This is a genomic window from Chitinophaga pollutisoli (assembly GCF_038396755.1).
GTDB lineage: Bacteria > Bacteroidota > Bacteroidia > Chitinophagales > Chitinophagaceae > Chitinophaga > Chitinophaga pollutisoli.
In genome coordinates this window covers 1,903,268-1,928,922 of the sequence record NZ_CP149822.1, presented here as the reverse complement: position 1 = coordinate 1,928,922, position 25,655 = coordinate 1,903,268, and the positions used below count along the sequence as shown (strand labels likewise).

Sequence of the window (25,655 nt, the reverse complement as noted above, 5' to 3'; positions counted from 1 at the left end):
GACTTTAACATTTCCGCTAACAGAAATCATGCATCATACCCGCCTTTATATTACCTTTGCTCCTTAAATTTTAATTTTCGACATGGATAGAAATTCGGTCATTGGTTTTGTGTTACTGGGCGCCCTCCTCGTAGGGTATATCTGGTGGAACCAGAAGAGCGCGCAGGACGCAAGAATCGAAAAGGCCCGCCAGGATTCCATCGCCAACCTGAACAAACCCAAAGAGCAACAAGCGAAAACCGTTGCCATCGGCGATAGTTCAGCGCCCGCCGGTCAGGATTCCCTGCGCCTCACCAACGAATATGGTCCCTTTACCGCAGCAGCCACCGGTGCCGAAGCCACCGCAGTGCTGGAAAACAAACAGGTGAAAATCACCTTTACCAATAAAGGCGGCCAACCCAAAGCCATCCAGCTGCTGGATTTCAAATCCTCCGCCGGCGAACCCCTCATGCTCCAGCAAGGTTCCTACAACCGCCAGGGCATCAAGGTTCCCTTGCCCAACAACCAGTCACTCAATACCGCAGACGTATTCTTTACCCCCGGCAATGTGGAAAAGCACCCCGATGGCAGCCAGTCCATCAGCTACCGCCTCCCCACTTCCAACCCGGCGCAATACATCGAATACACCTACATGCTGAAAAACGACAGCTACCTGGTAGACTACACCATTAACCTGGTAGGTATGCAAGGCGTGCTGGGCGCAAAAAATGTAGAATATCAGTGGAACAGCCAGTCGGACCTGCAGGAGCACGACATGCAGCAGGAACGCCTGAACAACCAGATCCACTGGCGCGACTCGGAGAAGGACCACGACTACTTCACGCTTTCCAACAGCAGCGAGAAAAAACTCGACCGTAAACTGCAATGGATCAGCTTCAAGCAGCAGTTCTTCAACACGACCCTCATCGCCAGGAAAGATAATTTCGCATCCGCCGACATTCACACCAAGGTGCCCGAAAGCGCCAACATCGTGGGCCAGCAGATGACAACCCTGTTCATCCCGTACAACGGCGCCGCCAGCTACAGCTTCCCCATCGAAGTGTACTACGGCCCCAATAAGTACAAGACCCTCAAGGCGATGGACATGGAGCTGCAGAAGATCATCCCCCTCGGCACCGGTATCTTCGCCTTCGTGAAGTATGTGAACATCTGGATCATCATCCCCGTGTTCGATTTCCTGGGCGGCCTTACCTCCAACTACGGCCTGATCATCCTTCTGCTCACCATTTTCATCCGCCTCATCATCGCGCCGTTCACGTACCAGAGCTATGTGTCGTCCGCCAAGATGAAAGTGCTGAAACCCGAACTGGACGAGCTGCGCGCCAAATATAAAGACGACCAGCAGGCTTTCGGTATGGAGCAGATGAAACTCTTCCGCAGCGCAGGCGTGAACCCGCTCGGCGGCTGTTTGCCCGCACTGTTGCAATTGCCGATCCTCGTAGCGATGTACTCGTTCTTCCCCAGCTCCATCGAGCTGCGCCAGGAAAGCTTCCTGTGGGCGAAGGACCTCAGCACCTACGATTCTGTCTATAACTTCGGATTCACCATCCCGCTGTACGGCGACCACATCTCGCTGTTCACCATCCTGATGACGATCACCAGCTTGATCCTCGCGTTCTACAACAGGGGCATGGCCGACCAGAGCAACCCGGTGATGAAGTACATGCCTTACGTGTTCCCCATCATGCTGCTGGGTATCTTCAATAGCATGGCGGCGGCGCTCACGTACTACTACTTCCTGTCTAACGTGATCTCGATCCTGTTGCAGTGGGTGATCCAGACGTTCATCATCAACCACGACAAGATTCACGCGCAGATCCAGGCGAACAAATCGAAACCCCAGAGCAAGTCCAAATGGGCGGAAAGACTGGAAGAGATGCAGAAACGCCAGGCAGACATACAGAAAACACGGAAGAAATAATGTAACCGCATAACACAAAAAGGCTCCACTCAAATGGGGCCTTTTTTTACTTTTACCCATATGAAGCAGATTGCAATATTGACGATCTGGCTGGCCGCAGCAGGCGCAGCCATGGCACAGGAAACGGCGCCATCCCCTGAAAGGATCAGCGCCACGGTGAATTACCTCGCGTCCGACAAGCTGAAGGGCCGGGGTACGGAAACGAAAGGAGGAGAGAAGGCCGCGAAATATGTAGAAAAGGAGTTTAAGTCGATCGGGCTGAAGCCCGCCGTCGCTGGACAATATTACCAGCATTTCGTGTTTGCCCGCGGGAATCATTACAACCTGCGCAGCAAAAACGTGCTGGGCTATATCGACAACGGCGCTTCCCGCACCGTGATTATCGGCGCGCATTACGATCATCTGGGGCATGGGGAATTGTTTAACGGGCGCTATCCGAACGAGATTCATAACGGGGCGGACGACAATGCATCCGGTGTGGCCGGGTTGCTGGAGCTGGCGCGGCATTACCAGGGCAACGGGGTTAAGGAGCCATTCAATTTCCTGTTCATCGCTTTTGGTGGAGAAGAGCTGGGGCTGCATGGTTCGAAGTATTACACCCGTTACCCGCTGGATTCGCTGGGCAAGGCGCATTTCATGTTGAACATGGATATGATCGGAAGGTATGATGCAAAGCGTGGCGTGGGGATCGGCGGTTATGGCACGGCGAAGGAGTGGCCGGAGATTTTCAAGGGCGTGCAGGATGGAGGTATAAAGTTCTTCACCGACGGTTCCGGAAAGGGCGGCAGCGATCATCATAGTTTTTTCATCGCGGGGGTTCCGGTGTTGTTTTTGCATACGGGTGGGCACGATGATTATCACAAGCCTACGGACGACGCGCCGAAGGTGGATGCAACGGCGGAAGCGGGAATCCTGAAGATCGCGATCCAGTTGATTGATAATGCCATGAAATTTGAACGGTTGACGTATGTGAGCCAGGATTAAATGTATCCAAAGGAATTGTAAAGCGCGCGCTGTTCAAGGCACGCGCTTTTTTATTTTTATCAAATTAAAAAGGCTGATTTCTTCGATTTATGGAGAAACTCTCCGCAATCCGGAGATATTCTCGCCGTTTTTCCCAACGCCGGATCATTTCGCTCATTACATTTGACAACTCAACCACCTCATTAAAAAAATACGATTGTTATGTTAACGACCATTGATTGGGAGAAATTCCACCGGATACTGGGCACTTATCTGTTTATGAACAGCCGGATGACTTTGGGTTCTGACGAGCATCTGGATTTGATTTTGCGCGTGCGCGATGATTTGCGGGAACTGACGGCCTTGATAGAAATGTTGACCGGTGAAATCGGGCAACATATTCCCAGGTTCACTTATGCTTTAGCCCGCGACACGGTGATGGCTTTGATTCCCTGCATCCGGCTGACGCGGAATGTGGTGATGGAAATCAGGCAGGCGTCGTTGTTGGATGGTAAAGTGGAATTGCTAGAGATGGAAGCGGCCCTGGCGGGGCTGCAGGAAGTCGTTTTGGAACTGACGCGGGGCCATATGCAGGGTCGGCGTGAAATGCACAACATTTTAAATTGATGATTATGTATACGGCCAATCAAATTGCCAGTTGGTTTCTCATGCATCTGAATACCGAAGCAGGGGATACAATTTCACCGATGAAGTTGCAAAAGTTGATATACTATGCGCAGGCGTGGCACCTTGCGCTGTATGATAAGCCCCTGTTTGAAGACAGGATTGAGGCGTGGGGACATGGGCCTACGGTGCCTGCCGTGTATAAGCGGTTTAAGGACGAGTTCCGGGATGGAATTCCTTTCGATGAATTGTATAACAGTGAATATGATTGTCCAAAATTTACCATTGAACTGGAGGATTTTCTGAAGGATATTCAGTTCAGGTATGGAGAACATTCTGCTGGATTTCTCGAAACGTTGGTATGCAGGGAGGTGCCATGGCGTAAAGCGAGAAGGAATGCGAGAAATAATATACCGGATTACTCCCTGGCGGAAATCACGCAGGAATCCATGAAAGCTTATTATACAAACTTAAATATGGAAAGCAGCCGCGAACGGCGACGCATTGATTCATCCTTTGCGGTTAACCCACAGCATTTCGTGCAGCAAGAAAATTACCAGGCGGTAATTTCCAATGGTGCGAATCCGGAAGATGAAATAAAGATGTTCGTCTCAATTACATTTTTGCAACACCGATTTGAGTGTTTTTCTCAATGGGGAAAGCCTGAAATGAGGCGTTTCTGGCGATTTCTGGATAAGCTGGTGCACTCGAACTGGCTGGAACTGAAAATGAACGGTGGGAAGAGCGGCAAAGCTGGTTTTGGCAAGACCAAAATCCGGAGAGATTTGTATCCAGCCGGCGGGTACATTTATGGAGTGGATGCGGATCAGGCATTTTATGAACTGAGGGTAGATGACCGGAGAAGAGTTCATGGGTTTTATAAAGGCAATGTATTTCACATCTGTTACCTCGACCGGAACCACCGAATCTGCTCATAAAAAAAGAGCGTGCATTTTTCGTACACGCTCTTTCTGGTTATGTTAGTTGTTGTTCTTCGGTTTCGCTGGCATCAGGGCTTTGGGTTGGGAGCCTGGTGATTGTTGAGGCTCGTCGCGCTTTGGGGCTTTTTCCTTCGGAGTTTCCTTTGGATCTTTTTGTTCCTTCGGGGCGTCTTTCGGTGTTTCTTTTGGCTGTTCTACAGGTTCACCGTATGCGCCCACGTCGATGCTTTCATAATCGCTGGCCCCGCCGTTGCCGACATCTTCCGCTTCCGCGCCCGGCTGTATGTTGTTTTCATAGTTGAAATACAGGTCGTTGTGCATATTCGGCGGAATGGGGAATTTGGAATTCGGGTCGATGCCGAGGGTTTTGTCGGCATACACTTTTTGCAGGAACATCGCGAAGATGGGGAGGCCGGTATTGGCGCCCTGGCCCAGCGAGGTGCTGTTGAAGCGGAGGTAGTTGTTGTCGCAACCTACCCAGGCGCCGGCCAGCAGCTGCGGGGTGTAGCCGAGGAACCAACCGTCGGTATTATCGTTCGTTGTACCGGTTTTACCCGCTACTTCGCCGGGGATGTTGTAACGGAAGCGCAATCGGGCACCGGTACCGCCGCTTGCGGTCACGCCTTCCATCATTTTTACCATGGTGTAGGCATCGATCTCGCTGATCACTTCTTTCTTCTCGGGAACATATGTTTCGAGGATGTTGCCGAAGCGGTCTTCGATGCGGGTAATGTAGATGGGCGTAGTGATCACCCCGCGGGCGGGGAACATCGTATAGGCACGGAGCATGTCGTACAGCGAGATCGTAGAAACCCCCAGTGCGATGGAGGGATACGGTTCGATCTTGGTCGACTTGAAGCCGATTTTGTCGTTCGCGAAATTGGCGAATGACTTGGCGCCGAATTGCTTGATGAGGTATGCGCTCACCAGGTTGAGCGATTTAGCCAGCGCGCCCGCCATGCTGATGGAGCCGCCCACGCTGCCTTCGGAGTTGCGGGAGAGCGTCCAGTTGCCAATGGTAACGGGCTCGTTGGGGAGCATCGTATTCGGGTTGAATCCGTTCATCAGGGCGAACAGGTACAGGAACGGCTTGAAGGTGGAACCAACCTGCCGCGTAGTCTTGAACACGTGGTCGTTCTTGAAATAACGGAAATCCGGGCCGCCAACCCAGGCCTTGATTTCGCCGCTTTCAGGATCCATGGCCATAAAGCCGGACTGGAGAATGGCGCGGTGGTATTTGATCGAATCGACCGGCGTCATCGTCGTATCGATCTCGTTCTGGTCTGTATTGGTATAACTGCGCCATCCAAAGGCTTTCATCTTCGTGGGCGTGTTGAATGCCTTTTCGATGTCTTCGTCGCTGGCGCCTTCTTCCTTCATGCTGCGGTAGCGGTCGGTGTCTTTGATGAAGTTTTGCAGGTCCCTGGAAGCGATCGGTCCTGTCCAGATCTTGCCGGATTTGATGTTGGACTGCTGCTGAAAGGATTTCTGGAGGTCTTTCAGGTGATGCGCCACTGCTTCTTCGGCATACAGTTGCATGCGGGGATTGATAGTGGTGTAAATCTTCAGGCCGTCGCGGTACAGGTTGTATTCGGTGCCATCGGGTTTTTTATGCTCCTTGCACCAGGCTTTCAGTTCGCCGCGCAATACTTCCCGGAAGTAAGGGGCCAGCCCTTTGTTGTGGTCGAGCTTGTTATAGCGGAGCACGATCGGACGGGCCTTTGCGGCCTCGCCTTCGGCGCTTGTGATATAACCTTCGTCTACCATGTTGGCGATCACCGTGTTGCGGCGGTTGAGCGCTACTACGGGATTGCGGCGGGGATTATATTGGGTGGAACCTTTGAGCATGCCCACCAGTGTGGCGGCTTCCTCGATGGACAGGCGGGCCGGATCTTTACTGAAGAAAGTCCGTGCGCCGTTCTCAATGCCGTACACGTTATCGCCGAACGCGACAGTGTTCAGGTATAACGTGATGATTTCCTTTTTAGTGAGGTTTCTTTCCAGCTTAATGGCGATTACCCATTCCGAGAGCTTCTGGAAAGAGCGCACCACCAGGTTGCGGGAACGCGTTTTGCCTTCGCCGTCTTGCTGCAGGTTAAGCGCCAGCTGCTGGGTGATGGTGGAGGAGCCGCGTTTCTTCCCGATCATCAGGTAGAAAGGTATGGCCGCCGTGGCTTTGGCGTCGATGCCGGAGTGACTGTAGAAATTCCGGTCTTCCGTGGCCAGGAGGGCGTTGAAAACGTTAGGGGAAATATCCTTGTAGTCGACATTGGAACGGTCGACCTGGAGATATTTACCCATGATGGTACCATCTTCCGCGATCACTTCGGAGGCGAGGGCCGTTCGCGGGTTTTCCAGTTCCTCCATGCTGGGCATGTGTCCGATCAGCCGGAGATTGATCAGCAGGAGCAGAATGAGGAATAAGGACACCCCGCACCCGAAAACTACCCATAATATTTTTACGGATTTTCTCATATATTAAAAAGTGTGAAACAGTCTGTTTGCTGCAAAATTATGCTTTTTCCCCTGCGTTTCATAGGCCGGGCGGCATAGCTAACTTGTTTGTATCGCAAATATTATTCCGTTATGTAGTTGTTGCCAAAGAATTTGCGGTAGCCCTCCAGGTCTTTGGTATTATTTAACAATATGAAGTTTTCCCTGGAAATGATGAATAGCTGGTAGTCGGTGGGCCGTATCCGCGGGATAATGGTTTCACTTGCCACGCGGGACACCTCGTCGAAATACGTAAGTGCTTTATTCTCATCGGGGAACAACCTTACGATCACCATGATTTCATTCGGCGTAAGGGCATACATGCTGGTTTGCAGCTGCTGGGATGCGTGTTTTTCGCTGTTGTATTTCGAGAATTGGGTCACGGCCTCGTCAATCAGGACTTTCGAAACCCGGTCGAAGTGGATCACCACAAAGTGCGGAATCGATGCCTTTTCGTCGCCAAGCTGGTAAGGAGTTACAGGTTTCACCGGGGCGGGAGGTGTCATGTTTGCCACGGCTGCCGCGGAATCCGCTTTGGCTTTCAGGGCCAGGGAGTCCGGCAGGTCGGGCGTTGGTGTTTGCCAGGGATACCGGATGCGGATGTTCTCGTCTACGATGGCCGTTCCGCTGCTGTCGCGTTTGATTTCCAGGTTGGCGAGGTACTCGGTCAGCTGCTGGCGGCGCTCAAGGGCTTCCTGGATCGCTTTGGCCTGGCCGAGTATGGCGGCGTCTCCCGGATATTTCGTGATCACCGAAGCGATGGCGGCTTTGCCTTCGTCGTCGGGGCGCGTTTTGATGATGGCCATAGCCTCCAGCAAATCGAATTTCGGCTGAAGCGAACTGTAACCCACCGTGGAATCGGATACCTTGCGCAACACGAACACGGTATCGTAGTTTCCACTGCGGAAAGCATTATACGCGGCTTCATAAATGGCTGCGGCGGCCTGCGTTTTCTCCTTGTCCTCCTTCTTCTCCAGGCCATACGTTAGGATGCTGGCGTACTGGCTGCCGGGAAACTGGGTGAGGATCTGGTTCTTGAATTTCGCTGCCTGGTCGTTGTGATTCAGCTTGTTATGCCAGGCATACAGGCTGTAAAGCACTTCCACCTTGCGCGGATGTTCCGGGAACCGCAGGAGCAGGGAATCGTAGGTATGAATCCCCTCACGGGTATCGTCGAGCTTATCGTTGTAAAGTTTGCCGAGATCGTAGAATGCGTCTTGCTGGCGCGAACGGGAAGTTTCCAGTTTCTCAGGGGTATCGGGCAGGCGGCTGGCCAGCAACGTTGTCGTGATGCTGTCGGCCGGGAGGTCGGCGATGGACGGCGCCCCGCTGCCTTCGGTCCCTTCCGTTTCCGGAACGCTGCCGATGCTGCTGGAATTATTGTTACCCGCTAGCAACGAACTTGCCTGGCTGCGGCGCCAGTTGTCGACCGGTGCACGGTTGCCCCAGCGCCGGCGGAACTCGCTGAACCCGGATGATTTATTGGTTTGGTTATAAAAATACCACTCACCACCTTCCGTATTGGGACCGAAAGCCGAATTATTGTTGTTTTTGCTGACGGCGAAAGGCGCATTGTCCCTCGCGGAGGTGCCTCCGCCTTTCTTTCCGCTTTCCACCGGCGGGTTCTTGGCGGCCTTGATGGCGGCCACCTGGGCGACGAGGAAGGAGTCGCGCATTGCCGGGGAAAGACTGGCGATTTGCTGCAGGCTGTCTTCGTCATGAATGATCTGCACTTTCTCCGCCACCGCGCCCAGCGTTTCTTTCCGGGCGTTCACAACGTCGCGGTCATGGAAATCGGGCCCCATAATGGAAGCGGTGCTGTCGTAGTATCGTTGTGCGTCGCGGTAATTTTTCCGGAAATAGTTGATGTCTGCCATCCCTTTGAAAGTCAGGGTTTTCTGGAACATGTTGGCGCTTTCCACCCGCAGTGATTCATTCAAAAAAGCAATGGCGCGTTCGGGGTCTTCATTGGCGCACAGTACCGCCATATTATACCAGATCGCGTCGCGGAAGGGGAAAAAGCGTTCTTTACGGAGCATGCTTTGCAGCGCGGCGATGCTTTCTTCGAGGCTGCCGCCATTCACTTTGGTATTGGCTTTGGCGATTTGCACCCGGGCGTTGAAATCGATCGTGGCGTCGGGTTTGGCGGCGATCACCTCGCGGAAGGCGGTCATGGACGAGTCGTGCTGCCCCTTCCAGGCGTAGAGCTGTCCGAGGATGTAGTACATGCGCGCCTTCTGGTCACGGCCGCTGCTGCCTTTCTTCAGGGCTGTTTTCAGCGGTTCGATGGTTTCGGCGTACATGCCCTGTTTATAGAATTTCCAGGCCTGGAGCTCGGCCAGCTGCCCGTCGAGCCGGCGGGGGAAATAAGGGTCGGTTTCGAGAATGTTGAGCAGCGATTGCGCCTCGTCATGCTTATTTTGCTCGATGAGGGTGCGCGCCTGCCACAGAAATGCGTCGTTGCGGGCCACTGTATGCCGGAACTGGCGGTCGTACCAGGTTTTTTCCTTTTCGCGGCTGGAAATCGACAGCAAGTCGTTCTGGTTGCTGCCCACCACCGCGTTATAATCGGATTTCTTTTTGGGCGCGAATTTGGTATTGATGAACTGGAAAGTGGTAAAGGCATTTTCCCAGTCGCCTTTGTAATAATAAGCCTTCCCTACGAGGAGATAGCAATCGTCGATCCAGCGGCCGCGCGGATCGTGGATCTGCACGGCCACGGAGGCTTTGTGGATCACGGAGTCCAGCTCGTTAACGTCGAGGTTGAGCTTTTCGACAGTATAAGGGTAGAAGGGTAGGAAGATATTATAATTGTCCTGCCGCTGACTGTTGATGCCGGCGAGGACTTTTTCCAGTTTAAGTTTTGCGTGATAGTAATAGTTGTACCGGGTCACGGTATTCTGTACCACCCTGCGGGTGAAGGAGTACGGCTTGGAGGCCATTTTTTCTGACGGGGGGCGCCGGTCTTCCACCTTAAGGGGCTTCTCGGGCCTGGCCGGGGGCTGTGTGGCAGGTTTTTCCTGTCCGAAAACCGTGGCGGAAGCGGCGAATACGAATATCCATCCCATCAATCCGGCACGTAATAGAGATATATTAGAACAATGCATGTAAAGCCAGGTCGGTAAATACTTCTTTATTAACTTTTTTATGGTAAAAAATATTTTAAAGATAGGATAATTTTTTTCACGTCTGTGCGTAATAGGGGCTAACTTGGGGCTTTTCGTAATTCGTTTTTACAAATTATGAATTTTTGATGGATATTTCGGTAAAATCTTCAATCTTTACATCTTTGCAGACATATGGCTACTGAAGACAAAAATAAGGGGAGAAGCCTCGACCGGTTGAACCATAAATACCGCCTGGTGATCATGAACGACGATACCTATGAGGAAGTGACGGCTTTCCGGCTATCCCGCATGAGCGTATACGTGGCCCTGAGCACCCTGTTTGTGCTCCTGGTAGCGATTACGGTGGCAACGGTGGTGTTCACTCCCCTGCGGTATTACATCCCGGGGTATGGCGACCTGAAGCAGCGCAAAGAGTTCCTGCAGCTTAAAATGCGCACCGATTCCCTCGAGCGCGCCATTTCCACCCGCGACCGCTACCTCCAGAACCTGAAAAATGTAATCGGAGGCAACATCCAGCTGGATACCACCATGCTGAAGGTCCCGAAAGTCGAAAACAGTACCTATTAAATATTTTTTCACTATCTTACACCATCTTTATTAAAACGAAAAACCTTCTGACCTATGTTTAACCAAAGTAAGAAAAGTGAAGGCAAGAGCATTATGCCTTCGTCTAACATCAACCTTATCGGGAACGGAACCACTATTCAGGGGGATATTGTGTGTGAAGGGGATATCCGTATCGATGGACAGGTAACAGGCCTGGTTTCTACCAAAGCGAAAATCGTGGTAGGACCGGAAGGGGAGATCCTGGGAGATCTGATCTGCAATAGCGCCGATATCCTCGGTAAAGTGACCGGGATCATCAAGGTAGACGATTTATTGTTCCTGAAAGGCAACGCCTACATCAAAGGCGATATCTATACCGCGCATTTCGAAATGGAGCCCACCGTGAAGTTCAATGGCCGCTGCTATATGGACCCGGCCGACGCTCCGCCTGCGCGCTCCGAGTCAGCCACCACCGCAGCATCCAAACATGGAAGACCCGTCATCCAGGAAGAAACAGAAACAGAAGCCGTCTAACCTGCTGTTGCGGTATGCCGGACTGGCCTTCCAAATGATGGCCGGGATCGGTGTGGCGCTATGGCTGGGTTACCTGCTGGACCAAAAAGTGGACCTGGGTTTTCCTTTGTTCATGATCATTTTTTCTTTACTCGCTTTAGCCCTACTTTTGTGGCAAATTGTAAAAGATACCAGCAGGCATGACCGATAAATTTATTTTCTGGCTGGCGGCAGTGTTCGCGGCGATTACGAGTTTGTTATTTATTCTGGAGAAAGGATGGCTCACCTCCCTGGGCGTGCATTTCCCCGTTCTCATTATCGGCAATATCGTGCTCGCGCTCATTACCCTGGTTGGTTATTCCCGCAGCAAAAAAGGCCTGTCTGCGGCCAATCCGAACGTTTTCGTAAGATCTGTCTATGCCTCCACGCTGAGCAAGCTTGTGCTCTGCGTGGCGGGCATCGGCGCGTATGTATTCGCCAACCGCGACCACGTCAGCAAGGCCACCATCTTCATCCTGCTGTTCTTTTACCTCGTGTATACCGTGCTGGAAACCTGGCAGCTGTTCCGCGCCAGCATCCGGCAGAAGAAACCTGAGTAGCCGTTGAAGCAAGAACATCCTTTACAAGCATTGGCTGCCTACCTGCCGGAAAGCACTTTCGAGCAGGTAATCGCCTACATCACCGAATTCCGGGTCCACCTAACCATCACCCGCGAGCGCCAGAGCGTGCTCGGCGACTATCGCCACCCATTTCAGGGCAAGGGCCACCGCATCAGCATCAACGGTGGCCTGAACAAATACGCTTTCCTGCTCACCCTTCTCCACGAAATCGCCCATCTCACCACTTTTAATATCTACGGCAATTCCGTTTCCGCACACGGCCGTGAATGGAAAAACGAATACGGTAAAATCCTGAAAGAATTCATCGGCAAAGGTTATATGCCGATCGACGTCGAAACCGCCGTCCGCAAAAGTCTCCACAACCCCGGCGCCACTTCCTGCTCCGATGAAGAGCTTATGCGCGTGCTTATGCGGTACGACCGCAAAAAAGAAAACCATTACCTGGTGGAACAACTCCCCATTGGCCAGCTCTTCCGGACGAAAGACGGCCGCATTTTCCGGCGCGGGGAAAAAATCCGGAAGCGCATCCGTTGCGAAGAAGTCGAATCACGGCGGGTGTATCTTTTCAGTCCCGTTTATGAAGTGGAGCTCGTTAGCGAGTAATGTCAGTCATGATTGACCATCTGCCGGAATAGTTTCCATTCCCCGTTTTCTTCTTTCTTCCAGATATTCACACTCTTCCCGCTGCCGGTGCCGCCTGTTGGGTCGGCTTTCGTATGCCAGCGGACTTTATAATATCCGTTCTCCAGCACCAGGTCTTCACTGAGTTGGATCATATTGGCATACCGGATATCGAGTGAATCGATGAGAAGGTCGTCGGGCCTTTCGTGGCGTACGAAATACGCCTGTATACTGTCGAACCCGACGTGCATTTGCTCATAATAAGGCATATAAATCGCATCCGGCGCAAACAATTGCGCATGCGCCGAGCCGTTCCTGGCGGACACGAGCTGCCTGATCTGTTCGTTCCGTCGCGTGATTTGTACTGCTACCGCCGGGGCAACGGAAGAAGCGGGCGCCGCCGCCGGGAAGTCGGGTATCTGCGGGAGCACCGACCGCTCGAACCACTGCACCGAGCCCCAGATTTCCGCTATGATGCGCGGGGTTTTCCGGTCGCGGAGATTCCAGACGCGGAGGTATTTGGCGTTGTACAAGCTGGTATCTTTCCCGGTTTGCCCGAACTGCTGCTGGAATGTGCCCGCTTCGATGGCGAATGCCCCCGACTCCCGGATATCCGCGATCTGCCGGGTAACTTGGCTGTAACCGGTACCCCGCAGCCAGTGGTCAAAATACTGTCCCACGCTTTTGCTGCCATAAAGAATGGAATGGAACTCGGGCATGACAACAGCCTCCGGCGCATAAAACGCACTGATCTCCGCTGCGCGGCCCTGGTGGAAAGCTTCCGCCTGCCGTTGGCCAGCGGACTGTATGGTCGTTTTTGCATCTTGCGCATGCAGGTGCAGGGAAAGGAACAGAAAGCCGGATGTGAGGATGTGTAGGGGTTGCATGGAAAGGGATTTATGAGGATACCTGGAAAAATGCATGCTATTCCCGGATAAATGACCGGAAGATTTGCCGGTATTCCCGCAACCGGTCGCTGTTCCCTGGCTGTTTTAGCCCTTGCGCACGTCGATCGAATTGAGTTTTACCGGGGTGCCCGCGCGCAGCGATTGGGGGATATCGGCCGTTTGGTCTACGCTACGGATGAGCGCCTCCACTTCCTCACGTGGGGCGGTGGATTCCAGTGTGATGTCGTACCGGATGTTGCGCGCCTGCACGGGCTCGCCGCCCCAGTCGCCGTTGACCACGATTTCCACGTGGGCCACGGGGATGCCCCGTTCCGCGGCTTCGCGGTACAGGCTGTTGCAGACACCCGCGGCGATCGACATCATGAACAATTCTTCCCCGCTGAACCCGATACCCAGTCCGCCTGCGCGTGGGGTACGGTCGATGACGAGACTGCGCGGGCCCGCCCAGCCAGCCGCCGCACTCGTTTCATGGATGGTTTTAAGATGTACCTGCATAGTATGTTTAATGTACGCAAACTTCGGGTGATTAGCAAATGTGGGTGGCTACACGTATGCGGTTTCTTCCTCCGCTTTGCGTATGCGGGTGTCGGTCTGCATTTGGAGGATAGCTTTCTTTTCTTTCCGATGCATGGCGAAAGTGAATTCGTGTTGGTCGAGCAGATCGTCGTAGGGTCCCCGTGGCGAGATGAGTTTTACGAATACGGGTGCGGTTTCGAGTGCGATGAAGAGCAGCATGATGAACCAGTTGGCCCATTGGATGGGGGCGCTTTTTTGGGTGATGCGGCCGAGTGCTTCCAGGCGGGAGGCCATGCCGTCGGGTTTGTGGCGTTCGAGGGCGAGGATGCGTGCGGCAAGGCTATCGTCTTCCGCGCGGATATCGGCGGTGAGGGCGGCGCGTTGTGCCTGGAGGGCTTGCAGGGCCGCGGTGGCGCTGTCGGCGTCGGCTTTTTTGGCTTTGTAGATGGGGCCAAGATTTTTGACGCGGGAGCCGCCGGTGCCGTCGGCTTCTTCCTGGGCGCGCAGCTGGAGGGTGTCGACGCGGGCGGTTTGTGTGGCAACCTGGGCCTGGAGGGCCGTCATCCGTGTGGCCAGTTCTGCCTTGCGGGCGGTGAAGGCGCCACGGACGAGGGAGTCTTCCGCCTGCCGTTGCTCCTGTTCCATGAGGGTGAGCTCTGCGAGGATTTCACGTTCGAAGATCTTCAGCTCCAGGGGTTTGGAGATTACTACGGCGATCATGACCGCCAGGATGATACGCGGCAATGCCATCCAGAGCTCTTTGCCGAAGCGGTCGCGTTTCTTGAGGCTCGACACGATGTAGCGGTCGAGATTGAAGATCATGAGGCCCCACAGCAGGGCGAACCCTACGGCAGCCCAGGGGGTCCGGAAAACGGTCCATAAGGCGTAACCGGCTGCGAGGGCGGCAAAGAGGCCGGTAAAGAAAATAGTGGCGCCGATGCCGGCGTACTTGTTGGTTTCGGCAGGTGCGCGGCGAAGCAGGGGCAGGTGAGCGCCCGAGCAGATAAGGAAGAAATGACGGATTCGTAACATGCTGTTCGTGATTTTAGGCCGTCATGTTTTAGCAAGGAAGGATGGACCATAAAAATAGGCATTTTTTCGGCCCGGAACGCAAAATTACCGCGGATGCATCCGCCGACAGCGCGCTGCCGTTGAAGGGAGTGACACAACGGGGGCCGGGGCAGGGGAATGGTGCCGGTTACAAAAGAAAAAGACGGTCAAACCGACCGTCTTTCCCAGGAAAAATATGATAAAACCGGCGGCTTATGCGCTTACGGCTTTGTTTACGAGTGCTGCCGCTTCGCTGAGGAGGATCGCGGATTGTACTTTCAGGCCGCTTTCTTCAATGAGGGCTTTGGCTTCGGGAGCGTTGGTGCCTTGCAGGCGAACGATGATGGGAACGCTGATGTTGCCGATGGATTTGTAAGCGTCGATAACGCCTTGCGCCACACGGTCGCAACGAACGATACCGCCGAAGATGTTGATGAGGATGGCTTTCACTTTCGGATCCTTCAGGATGATGCGGAAACCGGCTTCCACGGTTTGGGCGTTGGCGGTGCCGCCTACGTCCAGGAAGTTGGCGGGTTCGCCACCGGAGAGCTTGATCATGTCCATCGTAGCCATGGCGAGGCCTGCGCCGTTCACCATGCAACCCACGTTACCGTCGAGTTTCACGAAGTTGAGGTTGTATTTGCCTGCTTCCACTTCGGTAGGATCTTCTTCGGTGATGTCGCGCAGGGCAACGAGTTCGGGGTGGCGGATCAGTGCGTTGTCGTCCAGGTTCAGTTTGCAATCCACCGCGATGATTTTTTCGTCGCTGGTTTTGAAGAGGGGGTTGATTTCGAGCATGGCAGCGTCGAGGCCAACGTATGCGTTATACAGGTTGGTCACGAATTTCACCATGTTTTTGAAAGCTTCGCCGGAGAGGCCGAAGTTGAAGGCGATTTTACGCGCCTGGAAGCCTTCGAGCTTGCCGCCGGGGTATACCCATTCTTTAAAGATCTTGTCGGGCGTGTTATGCGCAACTTCCTCGATGTCCATACCGCCTTCGGTGGAATACATGATCACGTTCTGGCCGGTGGCGCGGTCGAGGAGGATAGAGAGGTAAAATTCCTTTATGGGATTGGCGCCGGGATAGTAAACGTCCTGCGCTACCAATACTTTATTGACAACCTTTCCGGCTTCGCCGGTCTGGATCGTAACGAGGGTGCCACCGAGGATATTTCCGGCGATGGTTTTTACATCTTCCGCGTTTTTACCCACGGCAACGCCGCGTTGTTCGGTACCACGTACTTTCCCTTTCCCGCGGCCTCCCGCATGGATTTGCGCCTTTACAACGGCGAACTCGTTTCCAAACTGCACCTTCAGTTGCTTGTAAGCCTCTGCGGCAGCTTCGGGCGTGTCAACCGGGATACCTTCCTGTACCGGTACATTGTATTTTTTCAGCAGTTCTTTAGCCTGGTACTCGTGTAAATTCATCGGAATACAAATTTGGCCGCTAATTTAGGCATTTTATGTTTTAATATGGGGATTTCTTTGGAGGGGGCGGATGATATGCAACGAAGAATTAACTTTGCGGGGCATAAAACCCGGATGGATATGCTGGAACAGATCAACGAATCGAAGGCTTACATACAGCAATTCGCCAAGGAGCGCCCCGTGCTGGGCATCATCCTGGGCAGCGGCCTGGGCAACCTGGCGGGGGAGATAACGGATAGGACCGAAATCCCCTATGACCAGATCCCCCACTTTCCACCGGCGACGGTGGAAGGCCATTCGGGGCGGCTCATCCTCGGGAAGCTCGCCGGCAAACCGGTCGTGGCCATGGCCGGGAGATACCATTATTATGAAGGGCTCTCCATGCAGCAGGTCACCTTCCCCGTCCGCGTGATGAAGGCCCTCGGCATCGAAACCCTCCTCATCTCCAACGCCGCCGGCGGCATGAACGCGAATTTCCGGGTGGGCGACCTGATGATCATCACCGATCATATCAACCTCCAGCCCGAGCATCCCCTCCGCGGTCCCAACAACATCGCCCTCGGCCCCCGTTTTCCCGATATGAGCGAGCCTTACAGCAAATCCCTCATCGCCGCCGCCAAAAGCATCGCGGCAGGGAAGGGGATACCTTTGCATGAGGGGGTGTACGTTGGCGTCCAGGGCCCCACGTTCGAAACGCGGGCCGAATACAAATTCATGCACATCATCGGTGGCGACGCCGTGGGCATGAGCACCGTTCCCGAAGTGATCGTGGCCATCCACAGCGGCCTCCGCGTGTTTGCCATGAGCGTGATCACCGACCTGGGCATCCGGGAAGAGGAAAACGTCATCACCCACGAAGAGGTACTGGCCGCCGCCAAATCGGCGGAACCACATTTAACTTATATTTTCAGCGAACTGGCCCGGCAATTGTAGCATATGCCGGACCTTACACGAATCATCCCGATGAGGCAATTCTCGATCCTTTTCTTCCTGCTGGTTTGCACCGGCACCGCCCTTAAGGCACAATTCAACACCGGCCGCCTTCCCGGACGCGGCATGGGCGGCGGCGGCAACACCAGCATGCAGCGCGATACCACCAAGCACGACCATGAGCCGGATACGCTCACGCTCCGCTACCGGTTCCTCGACGAGCCCACCGATTTCACCATCGACTCCACCATCGCCGACTTCTCGCTGAACTACCTCGGATTCCCCTCCACCTACATGACGCTGGGCAACAACGGCAACGCCGCCCGCAACCTCGTGTTCACGCCCCGCATGCTGCCGGGATTCGATCCCGGGTTCCACGCCTACGACGTGTACGCCTTCAACCACCAGAACGCTAAATTCTATAACACCAACCGCCCCTTCTCCGAACTGTGGTACCTCATCGGCGCCAAGCAGGAGCAGATGATCAACGTGCAACACACGCAGAACCGGGGCGAGAAATTCAATTTCTCCTTCCAGTACCGCAAAGTGAACAGCCCGGGCTTCTTCCAGAACCAGGCCACCAACCACGATACCTATAATGTAACGGCCAATTACAACAGCCAGGACAAACGCTATCACCTCTACCTCAGCTATTACCTCAATAAAATCAATGGCGGCGAAAACGGCGGTGTGATGGACCCCGCGGACCTGAGCGACCCGGACAACAAAGACCGGCGCCTCGTGCCCGTACGCCTGGGTGGCAACAACCCCGGCCTCGGAGGACTTCTCAACACCAACATCCCCACCAAAAGCTATAACCAGGACGCCAGCATCCTCGTTCGCCAGCAATACGACTGGGGCCACGGCGACACGGTGCATGTGAACGATACCACCCAGTACTACAAGTTCGACCCGGTGTTCCGCGTGGAGCATACGCTTACTTACACCGAAAACACCTACCGCTTCCAGGATGCGGCGCCTGATTCGCTGTACTACCGCACTTTCTATAATCTCACAGTACCGCTGAACAATCCGGATACCCTGCGCACCCGCCACCGCTGGCGCGTGTTCAGCAACGACATCTCGCTCATGCAGTTCCCCATGCGCGGGAACCAGGCGCACTTCATCCGCGTGGGCGCGGCCTTCGAGATCATCAAAGGACAATTCCAGGGAAGCGAGCTGAGAGAGGAATCTTTCACCAACCTGCGCCTCCATGGCGAATACCGGAATAAAACCCGCAACCAACGCTGGGACCTCCAGGCCAAAGGCGAGCTCTATCCCATCGGCGAGAACGCCGGCGACTTCTCGGCCTACGGCCGCCTGAGCCGCTATCTCAACGAAACCCTCGGCAATGTAAGCCTCATGGTCAACAACGTGAACCGCGAACCGTCGTACGTGTACCGCTACTTCGGTACCCGCTACGGTGAAGAGTGGTCCAACAACAGCCTCAGTAAAGAAAATATCACGCAGGTGCAGTTGAGGGCAGACAATAAAAAAGGGAAGTACAACCTCTCTGCCAACTATTTCCTGTACACCAATTACACCTACTTCAAAAGCTTCACCGAAAGCGCCCAGAACAGCGGGTTGTTCAACCTCCTCCAGCTCGTGGCCTACAAACGCATCGATGTGAGAAGCTTCACTTTCGACGGCGACGTGGCCTTCCAGCAGCTGGCGGGCACCGCGCCCCTGCAGCTGCCCACGGTATGGGCGCGCCTCCGCGTGGCATACACCGCCAAGCTCTTCAAAAACCTGAATCTCTACACCGGCCTGGAAGGCAAATACAATACGCCGTACTATGCGGACGAATATTCCCCCGTTCTCGGTCAGTTCTTCTACCAGAACGTGCAGCAGATTTCCAATATGCCCGACGTGGCCGCTTTCGTGCATTTCCGGATCAAATCGCTGTCGGCCTACGTCCGAGGCGAAAACCTGAACTCGCTGGTATGGGACAACAACTTTGTTTCCCCCTGTACCCGTCGAACAACTTTGGTATCCGGGTGGGCCTGCGCTGGTGGTTCGTAAACTGATGGCCCGTTGCCGGAAAAAAGCGTAACTTTGTAATATGAAGAAATTCCTTACCATATGCATTGCAGGGCTGTACACGCTGATTACCAGCGGGTTCAGTGTGAATGTGCATTACTGTATGGGGGAATTGGCTTCGGTGGATTTGCACGATACCCATGACGAAGGCTGCAATAAATGCGGCATGCCGGTGAAAGGGGATTGCTGTAAAGACGAAGCCCACTTCGTGAAATACGACGACTCCCACCAGGCCGCCAAAGCCGGGACGAACCTTCCGGCCCCTTCACCCGCCGTTTTGATGGTGCTGCAACCCGACTGGCAGGCCATTGCCGCCGTTTCGCCCGCGTTTACCGTTTGGGCGCCCATCAACGCCCCGCCGCCAACCGGCATTCCCCTTTACAAACAATTCTGTCTCTTCCTGATTTGATATGGCGTCTTCCTCAAGACACCATTATTGAACTATTAGCATATTCAACCGGCCCCCGGGCCTCAAATCCAGGAAAAATGAAAACGATTCTCTTCGCGCTGGCGCTGACCGGCATTACGTTCTCCGCATCCGCGCAACAATATAAAAAAGCTTCCCTCCAGGCCGCCGGCCTCACCTGCGCCATGTGCTCCAACGCCACGCAGAAAGCCCTCAAAACACTGTCTTTCGTCGACAAGATCGACACCGACCTCAACGCCACCACCTTCATCCTCCATTTCAAACCCGGCGCCAACGTCAATATCGACCAGATTCGCCAGAAAGTGGAAGGCGCCGGATTCTCCATAGGGAAACTGGTGATGACGGCAGACTTCAACAACGTGAAAGTCGAGAACGACGCCCACATTCCCTTCGCCGGGCAAACCCTGCACTTCGTGAACGTGAAACCGCAGACCCTGAGCGGCGAAAAAGACGTGACCGTCATCGACCGCGATTTTCTGCCCTCCAAATCCTTTAAAAAGTACAGCGCCCTCACCAAAATGAACTGCATCAACACCGGCTTCATGGAAGCTTGCTGCAGCCAGGAAAAGAAAGGCGCCGGCAACAGGGTTTATCACGTCACCATTTAACCGCCGCACATGCTGAAAAAAATTAGTATCATCCTCGCGCTCGCAAGCGCGGGGCTGACGGTGCAGGCGCAGGAACTGTACGTCAACACCGAGCCCGCCAGCAACATGCCCGCCAACTCGTTCGGCGTTCGCGTGACCAATAAATGCTATCCCCTCGACCACGACAGCTACACCGGCTACCGCCTGCAACCGGAACTGATGTTCGGCATCAGCAAAAAGCTTATGGTACATGCCAGCGGATTTTTCTCCAACGTGATGGAAAACCGCTTCAGGGCCGAAGGTGCGCAGTTGTACGCCAAATACAGGTTCCTTTCCGTCGATGATGTGCAATCCCATTTCCGGATGGCCGCCTTCGCAAAAGGTTCCATCATCAACAATCCCTACACGCCGCCAATGGACGGCAACCATGATCACAACGCTCCGGCATTCAACAACCAGGACCTCGATCTCGACGGGATGACGTCCGGTGTGAGTGCGGGCATCGTGGCCACGCAGCTGGTGCACAAGCTGGCCGTGTCCGGCAGCCTGGCTTACGAACGGTATATGAACAACACGCGGCACAATTTGCCGTACGTGTCGCGCAGCGCGCTGAATTACACGCTGTCGGCCGGTTACCTCTTGTTGCCCAGGAAGTATAAAAGCTACAGGCAGACGAACGTGAACCTGTACGTGGAGCTCCTCGGCAAATCGAACCTCGACCCATACCGCAGCGGTTATTACGTGGACGTGGCGCCGGCGGTGCAATTTATCATCAACAGCAATTCACGCGTGGACCTGGGTTACCGCACGCAGTTATTCGGTGATATGACCCGGATGGCCGATCAGAGTTTCCTCGTTCGTTACGAATACAATTTGTATAACATCTTCAAAAAATAGCATGAGCACGGTATTACATATCAAAAACATGGTTTGTCCGCGTTGCATCAAAATGGTGCGGTATGTGCTGGAACACGAAGGACAGGTAGTGAATGATGTGACGTTGGGGAAAGCCGTTCTCGCAACCGCACCCGATGCTGAAGCCTCCGCGCGCATCGCGAAAGCTTTGGAGGAAGAAGGATTCCTGCTGCTGGACGACCGCAAGGCGCAAACGGTGGAAGCCATCAAGAATTTCGTCATCGAAACCGTGCATTACGGCGAGCTGGATGAGATGAATGAAAATTTTTCCACGCTGCTGTCGCAGAAGTTGCAGAAAGATTATCACCTGCTGAGCAAACTGTTTTCTGAAACGGAGAATTCCACGATCGAGCAGTTCATCATCCAGCAGAAAATAGAAAGGGTGAAGGAATTGCTGGTATACGGCGAGCTGACGCTGAGCGAAATCGCCTGGAAGCTGGGTTACAGCAGCGTGGCGCATCTCTCCGGCCAGTTCAAGAAGGTGACGGGGCTTACGCCGAGTCATTTCAAACAACTGAAGGAAGAGAAGCGCCGGCCGCTGGATAAAATCTGATCAGACCGCGTTGCTGAACAGCTGTGATTGCGGCACGTTCCGCCACAACCGGGCATCGAAAGCCATACATATATTGCGTATGTATGGCTTTCCTTTTTCGGTGACCACCACTTTGCCGGGATGCACTTCCACCAGTCCGTCGTGTTCCAGTTCCTGCAGGCGCTGGAGGCTTTCGGAGATGGCGTCGCAGTTGGCGTCCTGGCGGTCCCAGCTGGTTTCGAAGCGGCACATGAGGTTCAGAATGTGGTTGCGGAGCCGGAGGTCTTCTTTCGTAAGCATATGTCCGCGGAACACGGGGAGTTTCCCCTGGCGGACTTTTTCCTGATAGGCAGACAGGGATTTCTCATTTTGCGTGTATGCATTACCGGTATCGCTGATCGCGGAAACGCCCAGGCCGATCAGGAGGGAAGTGCGATGGTCGGTGTATCCCATGAAATTGCGGTGCAGGCTGCCGTTGGCCGCCGCTTGGAACAGTTTGTCGTCGGGCAGGGCGAAGTGGTCCATGCCGATTTCTTTGTAGAAGTAATTTTCGAGGATGGATTTTCCCAGTTCGTACAGCGCGCGTTTCTGGTCGCCGGTGGGCAGGTCTTTTTCACTGAAGAGCCGTTGCCCGTTGCCTTTGATCCAGGGCACGTGGGCGTAGCTGTAGAAGGAAATGCGTTCGGGGAGCAGGTGCATGCACTGCGTGAAGGTATTGCGTATGCTGTCGGGCGTTTGCAGGGGCAGGCCGTAGATAAGGTCGAAGTTGATGGAATCATATCCGATCCGGCGTGCGATGTCGACGCAATTGCGGACGTTTTCGAAAGGTTGGATGCGGTTGATGATGGTTTGGACGTTCAGGTCGAGGTCCTGGATACCGAGGCTCATCCGGCGGAAGCCGAGGTCGTAGAGCGCCTGCATATGCGCTTCGGTAGTGTTGTTGGGGTGCCCTTCGAAGCTGTGTTCCGCGCCGGGCAGCACGTCGGCCGTGGCGAAGATGGCTTGCATGAGGCGGGTGAGGTTGGCGGGGCTGAAGAAAGTGGGTGTGCCTCCGCCCAGGTGCACTTCGCGGATGCGCGGGCGCTCCGGGAAATGTTGCAGGTAAAGATCCCACTCTTGCAGGATGGTGTTGATGTAAGGAATTTCGTGGTCGTGGTTGACGGTGATATATTTATTGCAGCCGCAGTAAGTGCAGAGCCGCTCGCAGAAAGGAAGGTGGATGTAGAGGCTGATACCGTCTTCATTGTTCAGCGAGGCGAAAGAAGGCGCGAGCCCGTCCAGCCATTCGGTCTCCTTGAATGCGCCGGTTTCCCAATACGGGACGGTTGGATAGCTCGTATATCGCGGTGCGGCGACCTGGTATTTTTTCAACATGGTGGTAGTCATGACGCTCTATTTATGACAACATTTTTCAATCACTTTTTCCGCTTGTACAGCATGCGGGTGCATCTCCGGGCTAACATACGGGATGCCGAGGTTCAATCCCCGGAGAATCAGCAACACGGCCATCAGGCCCATCACATAAGGCATGGCGCGGCGTACGGTGAGGCGCCCCTTCATCCCCAGGAGCTGGCTGAACCACGAAACGGCCGCCATGGCAGGTAAAGTGCCCGCGCCAAACGCCCCCATAAACAAGGCCCCGCCCCACACGCTCCCCGACGCTACCGCCCCCGCGATGGCCATATACACCATTCCGCAGGGAAGAAAACCGTTCAGGAACCCGATGGCATACAAGGTGCCGGTGCTGCGGCGCGCCAGCAATTTGCCCAGCGAACGCTGCACGAACCCGATCTTCATATTGGGCATCAGCTTGCCGAAGAGCACGGCGGCGAGGAGCAACACGCCCAGGCCCACCGACAATCCCTGCTGCCATCCGCCCAGGTAAAACTGCTGCCCGAGCCAGCCGAAAGCCATGCCCAGCAACATATACGTCGTAACCCTGCCGGCATTGTACAACAGGATGCCGCCCATTTTCCGCCAGCCGCTCAAATGCTGAACGGGCAGCGTGAGGGCGATGGGCCCGCACATCCCGATGCAGTGGAAGCTGCCGAGGAAGCCCAGCCCCAGGGCGGAAAGCAGCCATGCGGCGGTAATGGCGGTGGTCATCATTGTACGTAGAATTGCGTTTCCTGGAAATAATCTTTACCGTTGTGCTGCCACTGGAATTTGATGCGGTATGGGCCACGGTCGAGCTGCGAACGGCTTACCAGCAGCCTGCCGGCTTCATCCAGTTGCAGGGGCAGCGTAATGTCCCGCCGGGAATCCGACGGACGGTAGAAATGCACTTTCCCTTGCAGGGGCTCGCCTTTCAGCTCGCCGGGGAACGTGATCTCGATGGTGTCTCCGGGCTGTTGCACGCGCACCGGAGCGGAAAGGGCGCCGGTGTTGTTGCGCGCGTCGATGGTAGCCTGGTATTTCAATTCTTCGGCGTAGTAATCGGGCGTCACCATGTCGATGCGGGTTTGCATGCTGCGGGTGACGAGCGTAAGAATGCCTATGGCGAAGAGGACGAATACGATGATGATGGAATGACCCCAGTTCATAGTAGTTTGTTTTTATTGGCTGACGGGCCCGAGGAAGGTGGTCTTCTTTTCCCCGATCCTTTTGCCGTTTTCATATAATCCCACTTTTAAAACGGATTTCCTTTCCAGGATGGCGCTACGCGGCAGCACGATAAAGAACGTGCCCTCGCCCTGCGCTTCCGCTTTCACATGGATGGGCATCCCCACCACTTCCACTTTCCCGCTGCCGCTTTCGATGCGGAGTTCCAGCGGTACATCCTGCAATGTTTTGTTGACAAGTTTGATGCGGTAGAGATTGCTCACACTGTCTTGCCCGCGCTCCTGGTACAGCATTCCCGCCGTCCGCAGGATAGACCCATCCACCGGTTTGCGGCTGATGAGGAGGAAGGTGATGGCGGTGAGCAATAAGGTGCAGATGACGGTATAGACTTTCAATCTTCCCGTATACCGCAGCGGCTGCTTCTGCGCGATGCCGTTTTCGGAAGCGAGGCGGATGAGCCCCTGCGGACGGCCTACCTTCTCCATCATGAAGTTGCAGGCGTCGATGCAGGCGGTGCAGTTCACGCATTCCAGCTGCGTGCCGTTGCGGATGTCGATGCCGGTGGGGCAAACGTTGACGCATTGCATGCAGTCGATGCAATCCCCCAGGTCGTTCGCTTCTTTTTTAAATTTGCCCCGCGGCTCGCCGCGTTCGTAATCGTAGGCAACCACCACGGAATTCTTGTCGAGCAGAACGCTTTGCAGGCGGCCATAAGGACAAACCACCGTACACACCTGCTCACGGAAGAAGGCGAACACCGCATAGAACACGAATGAGAACGCGATCATAGCGAGGAAGCCTCCGAGGTGGGCGCTCATGGGATCGGTCATGATCTTTTGCAACTCCTTCACGCCGATGACGTAGGCGAGGAAGGTGTTGGCGATGATGACAGACAGGAGGAAGAATGCCGCATGTTTGCCGGTCTTCTTCACGATCTTTTCCGGACTCCATTCCGCGCGGTTGAGAATACGTTGCTGCGCTGCGTCGCCTTCGATCCAGTATTCTATCTTCCTGAACAACATTTCCATGAAGATCGTCTGCGGGCAGATCCATCCGCAGAAAATCCTTCCGAAGGCCATGGTAAAGAGTACGATGAAGACGATGAACGCCAGCATGGCCAGGCCGAAAATGAAGAAATCCTGCGGCCAGAACACGGCGCCGAAGAGCGTGAAACGGCCGTTGGGAATGTCGAAAAGAAACAAGGGCCTGCCGTCGATTTGAACGAACGGCAGGCTGAAGAACAGCAGGAAATAGCAGACACTCAGGACCGTTCTGGCTGTATACAGCCTTCCGGATGGTTTCTTGGCATAGATCCATTTGCGTTTTCCTTTCTCGTCGATGGTGGCCAGATGGTCCCTGAACTCGTCGTGTTCTTCCATGTTTCCTTGTT

The 25,655-nt window shown here is 54.4% G+C and carries 25 protein-coding genes; 15 read left to right on the top strand and 10 right to left on the bottom strand.

Going from position 1 to position 25,655, the window contains the following annotated elements:
• Positions 1–82: 82 nt before the first annotated feature.
• The 4 genes from yidC to WJU16_RS07860 all read left to right on the top strand — a co-directional run bounded on the left by yidC (position 83) and on the right by WJU16_RS07860 (position 4,446).
• Complete coding sequence (yidC, locus tag WJU16_RS07875) at positions 83–1,921, top strand: membrane protein insertase YidC (RefSeq protein WP_341837773.1); 1,839 nt, start codon at positions 83–85, stop codon at positions 1,919–1,921.
• A 60-nt stretch (positions 1,922–1,981) separates the two neighbouring features.
• A complete protein-coding gene (locus WJU16_RS07870; protein ID WP_341837772.1) occupies positions 1,982–2,905 on the top strand; it encodes a M20/M25/M40 family metallo-hydrolase in 924 nt (307 codons plus the stop codon).
• A gap of 201 nt (positions 2,906–3,106) precedes the next feature.
• Complete coding sequence (locus WJU16_RS07865; RefSeq protein ID WP_341837771.1) at positions 3,107–3,511, top strand: hypothetical protein; 405 nt, start codon at positions 3,107–3,109, stop codon at positions 3,509–3,511.
• Between the two features lie 5 nt (positions 3,512–3,516).
• Positions 3,517–4,446, top strand: coding sequence for a type II toxin-antitoxin system antitoxin SocA domain-containing protein (locus WJU16_RS07860; RefSeq protein ID WP_341837770.1), 930 nt, complete (start codon positions 3,517–3,519; stop codon positions 4,444–4,446).
• Positions 4,447–4,488: 42 nt separating this feature from the next.
• On the opposite strand, the gene WJU16_RS07855 is transcribed toward WJU16_RS07860, so the two are convergent.
• Positions 4,489–6,924, bottom strand: a complete 2,436-nt coding sequence (locus tag WJU16_RS07855) for a transglycosylase domain-containing protein (RefSeq protein WP_341837769.1) — start codon at positions 6,922–6,924, stop codon at positions 4,489–4,491.
• A 101-nt stretch (positions 6,925–7,025) separates the two neighbouring features.
• Positions 7,026–10,010 carry a tetratricopeptide repeat protein gene (locus tag WJU16_RS07850; protein WP_341837768.1) on the bottom strand — a complete coding sequence of 995 codons (2,985 nt, stop codon included), beginning with the start codon at positions 10,008–10,010 and terminating at the stop codon, positions 7,026–7,028.
• A 231-nt stretch (positions 10,011–10,241) separates the two neighbouring features.
• Here WJU16_RS07850 and WJU16_RS07845 point away from each other — a divergent pair, with 231 nt between their 5' ends.
• The 5 genes from WJU16_RS07845 to WJU16_RS07825 are packed head-to-tail and all read left to right on the top strand — an operon-like array spanning position 10,242 to position 12,352.
• Positions 10,242–10,637, top strand: coding sequence for a hypothetical protein (locus tag WJU16_RS07845; protein ID WP_126245397.1), 396 nt, complete (start codon positions 10,242–10,244; stop codon positions 10,635–10,637).
• A 54-nt stretch (positions 10,638–10,691) separates the two neighbouring features.
• A complete protein-coding gene (locus WJU16_RS07840) occupies positions 10,692–11,150 on the top strand; it encodes a polymer-forming cytoskeletal protein (RefSeq protein ID WP_341837767.1) in 459 nt (152 codons plus the stop codon).
• Entirely contained in the window at positions 11,104–11,340 is a 237-nt protein-coding gene (locus tag WJU16_RS07835) for an AtpZ/AtpI family protein (RefSeq protein WP_341837766.1), read from the top strand. Before WJU16_RS07840 ends, WJU16_RS07835 begins: the two co-directional genes overlap by 47 nt.
• The gene (locus WJU16_RS07830; protein ID WP_341837765.1) at positions 11,330–11,728 is read left to right on the top strand and encodes a hypothetical protein; all 399 of its coding nucleotides are present in this window, start codon (positions 11,330–11,332) and stop codon (positions 11,726–11,728) included. Before WJU16_RS07835 ends, WJU16_RS07830 begins: the two co-directional genes overlap by 11 nt.
• Before the next feature lie 3 nt (positions 11,729–11,731).
• On the top strand, positions 11,732–12,352 hold the full coding sequence (locus WJU16_RS07825) for a SprT-like domain-containing protein (RefSeq protein ID WP_341837764.1): 621 nt from the start codon (positions 11,732–11,734) through the stop codon (positions 12,350–12,352).
• Positions 12,353–12,354: 2 nt separating this feature from the next.
• Here the strand turns inward: WJU16_RS07825 and WJU16_RS07820 are convergent, their stop codons facing one another.
• The 4 genes from WJU16_RS07820 to sucC form a co-directional block, all read right to left on the bottom strand.
• Complete coding sequence (locus tag WJU16_RS07820) at positions 12,355–13,257, bottom strand: nuclear transport factor 2 family protein (RefSeq protein WP_341837763.1); 903 nt, start codon at positions 13,255–13,257, stop codon at positions 12,355–12,357.
• A 105-nt stretch (positions 13,258–13,362) separates the two neighbouring features.
• Entirely contained in the window at positions 13,363–13,773 is a 411-nt protein-coding gene (locus WJU16_RS07815) for an OsmC family protein (RefSeq protein ID WP_341837762.1), read from the bottom strand.
• A 48-nt stretch (positions 13,774–13,821) separates the two neighbouring features.
• Entirely contained in the window at positions 13,822–14,826 is a 1,005-nt protein-coding gene (locus tag WJU16_RS07810; protein WP_341837761.1) for a DUF4407 domain-containing protein, read from the bottom strand.
• A 231-nt stretch (positions 14,827–15,057) separates the two neighbouring features.
• Positions 15,058–16,272 carry an ADP-forming succinate--CoA ligase subunit beta gene (gene sucC, locus WJU16_RS07805; RefSeq protein WP_341837760.1) on the bottom strand — a complete coding sequence of 405 codons (1,215 nt, stop codon included), beginning with the start codon at positions 16,270–16,272 and terminating at the stop codon, positions 15,058–15,060.
• 120 nt (positions 16,273–16,392) lie between these two features.
• On the opposite strand from sucC, the gene WJU16_RS07800 reads away from it, so the two are divergent.
• The 6 genes from WJU16_RS07800 (at position 16,393) to WJU16_RS07775 (ending at position 21,724) form a co-directional block, all read left to right on the top strand.
• A complete protein-coding gene (locus tag WJU16_RS07800; protein WP_341837759.1) occupies positions 16,393–17,205 on the top strand; it encodes a purine-nucleoside phosphorylase in 813 nt (270 codons plus the stop codon).
• A gap of 30 nt (positions 17,206–17,235) precedes the next feature.
• Positions 17,236–19,224 (top strand): putative porin, encoded by a 1,989-nt coding sequence (locus WJU16_RS07795; protein WP_341837758.1) that lies wholly within the window; start codon positions 17,236–17,238, stop codon positions 19,222–19,224.
• 40 nt (positions 19,225–19,264) lie between these two features.
• Positions 19,265–19,651, top strand: a complete 387-nt coding sequence (locus WJU16_RS07790; RefSeq protein WP_341837757.1) for an HYC_CC_PP family protein — start codon at positions 19,265–19,267, stop codon at positions 19,649–19,651.
• Between the two features lie 77 nt (positions 19,652–19,728).
• The gene (locus WJU16_RS07785) at positions 19,729–20,277 is read left to right on the top strand and encodes a heavy metal-associated domain-containing protein (protein WP_341837756.1); all 549 of its coding nucleotides are present in this window, start codon (positions 19,729–19,731) and stop codon (positions 20,275–20,277) included.
• A 9-nt stretch (positions 20,278–20,286) separates the two neighbouring features.
• Positions 20,287–21,153, top strand: coding sequence for a hypothetical protein (locus WJU16_RS07780; protein WP_341837755.1), 867 nt, complete (start codon positions 20,287–20,289; stop codon positions 21,151–21,153).
• A gap of 1 nt (position 21,154) precedes the next feature.
• Positions 21,155–21,724 (top strand): AraC family transcriptional regulator, encoded by a 570-nt coding sequence (locus WJU16_RS07775; protein ID WP_341837754.1) that lies wholly within the window; start codon positions 21,155–21,157, stop codon positions 21,722–21,724.
• On the opposite strand, the gene hemN is transcribed toward WJU16_RS07775, so the two are convergent.
• From hemN to ccoG, 4 genes are read right to left on the bottom strand one after another with little or no spacing between them, the layout of a single operon-like run.
• Positions 21,725–23,089 carry an oxygen-independent coproporphyrinogen III oxidase gene (gene hemN / locus WJU16_RS07770; RefSeq protein ID WP_341837753.1) on the bottom strand — a complete coding sequence of 455 codons (1,365 nt, stop codon included), beginning with the start codon at positions 23,087–23,089 and terminating at the stop codon, positions 21,725–21,727.
• Between the two features lie 6 nt (positions 23,090–23,095).
• On the bottom strand, positions 23,096–23,812 hold the full coding sequence (locus WJU16_RS07765; protein ID WP_341837752.1) for a sulfite exporter TauE/SafE family protein: 717 nt from the start codon (positions 23,810–23,812) through the stop codon (positions 23,096–23,098).
• Complete coding sequence (locus tag WJU16_RS07760) at positions 23,809–24,246, bottom strand: FixH family protein (RefSeq protein WP_341837751.1); 438 nt, start codon at positions 24,244–24,246, stop codon at positions 23,809–23,811. The genes WJU16_RS07765 and WJU16_RS07760 overlap by 4 nt, the downstream gene beginning before the upstream one ends.
• Before the next feature lie 12 nt (positions 24,247–24,258).
• Positions 24,259–25,644, bottom strand: a complete 1,386-nt coding sequence (gene ccoG / locus WJU16_RS07755; protein WP_341837750.1) for a cytochrome c oxidase accessory protein CcoG — start codon at positions 25,642–25,644, stop codon at positions 24,259–24,261.
• Positions 25,645–25,655: the final 11 nt, after the last annotated feature.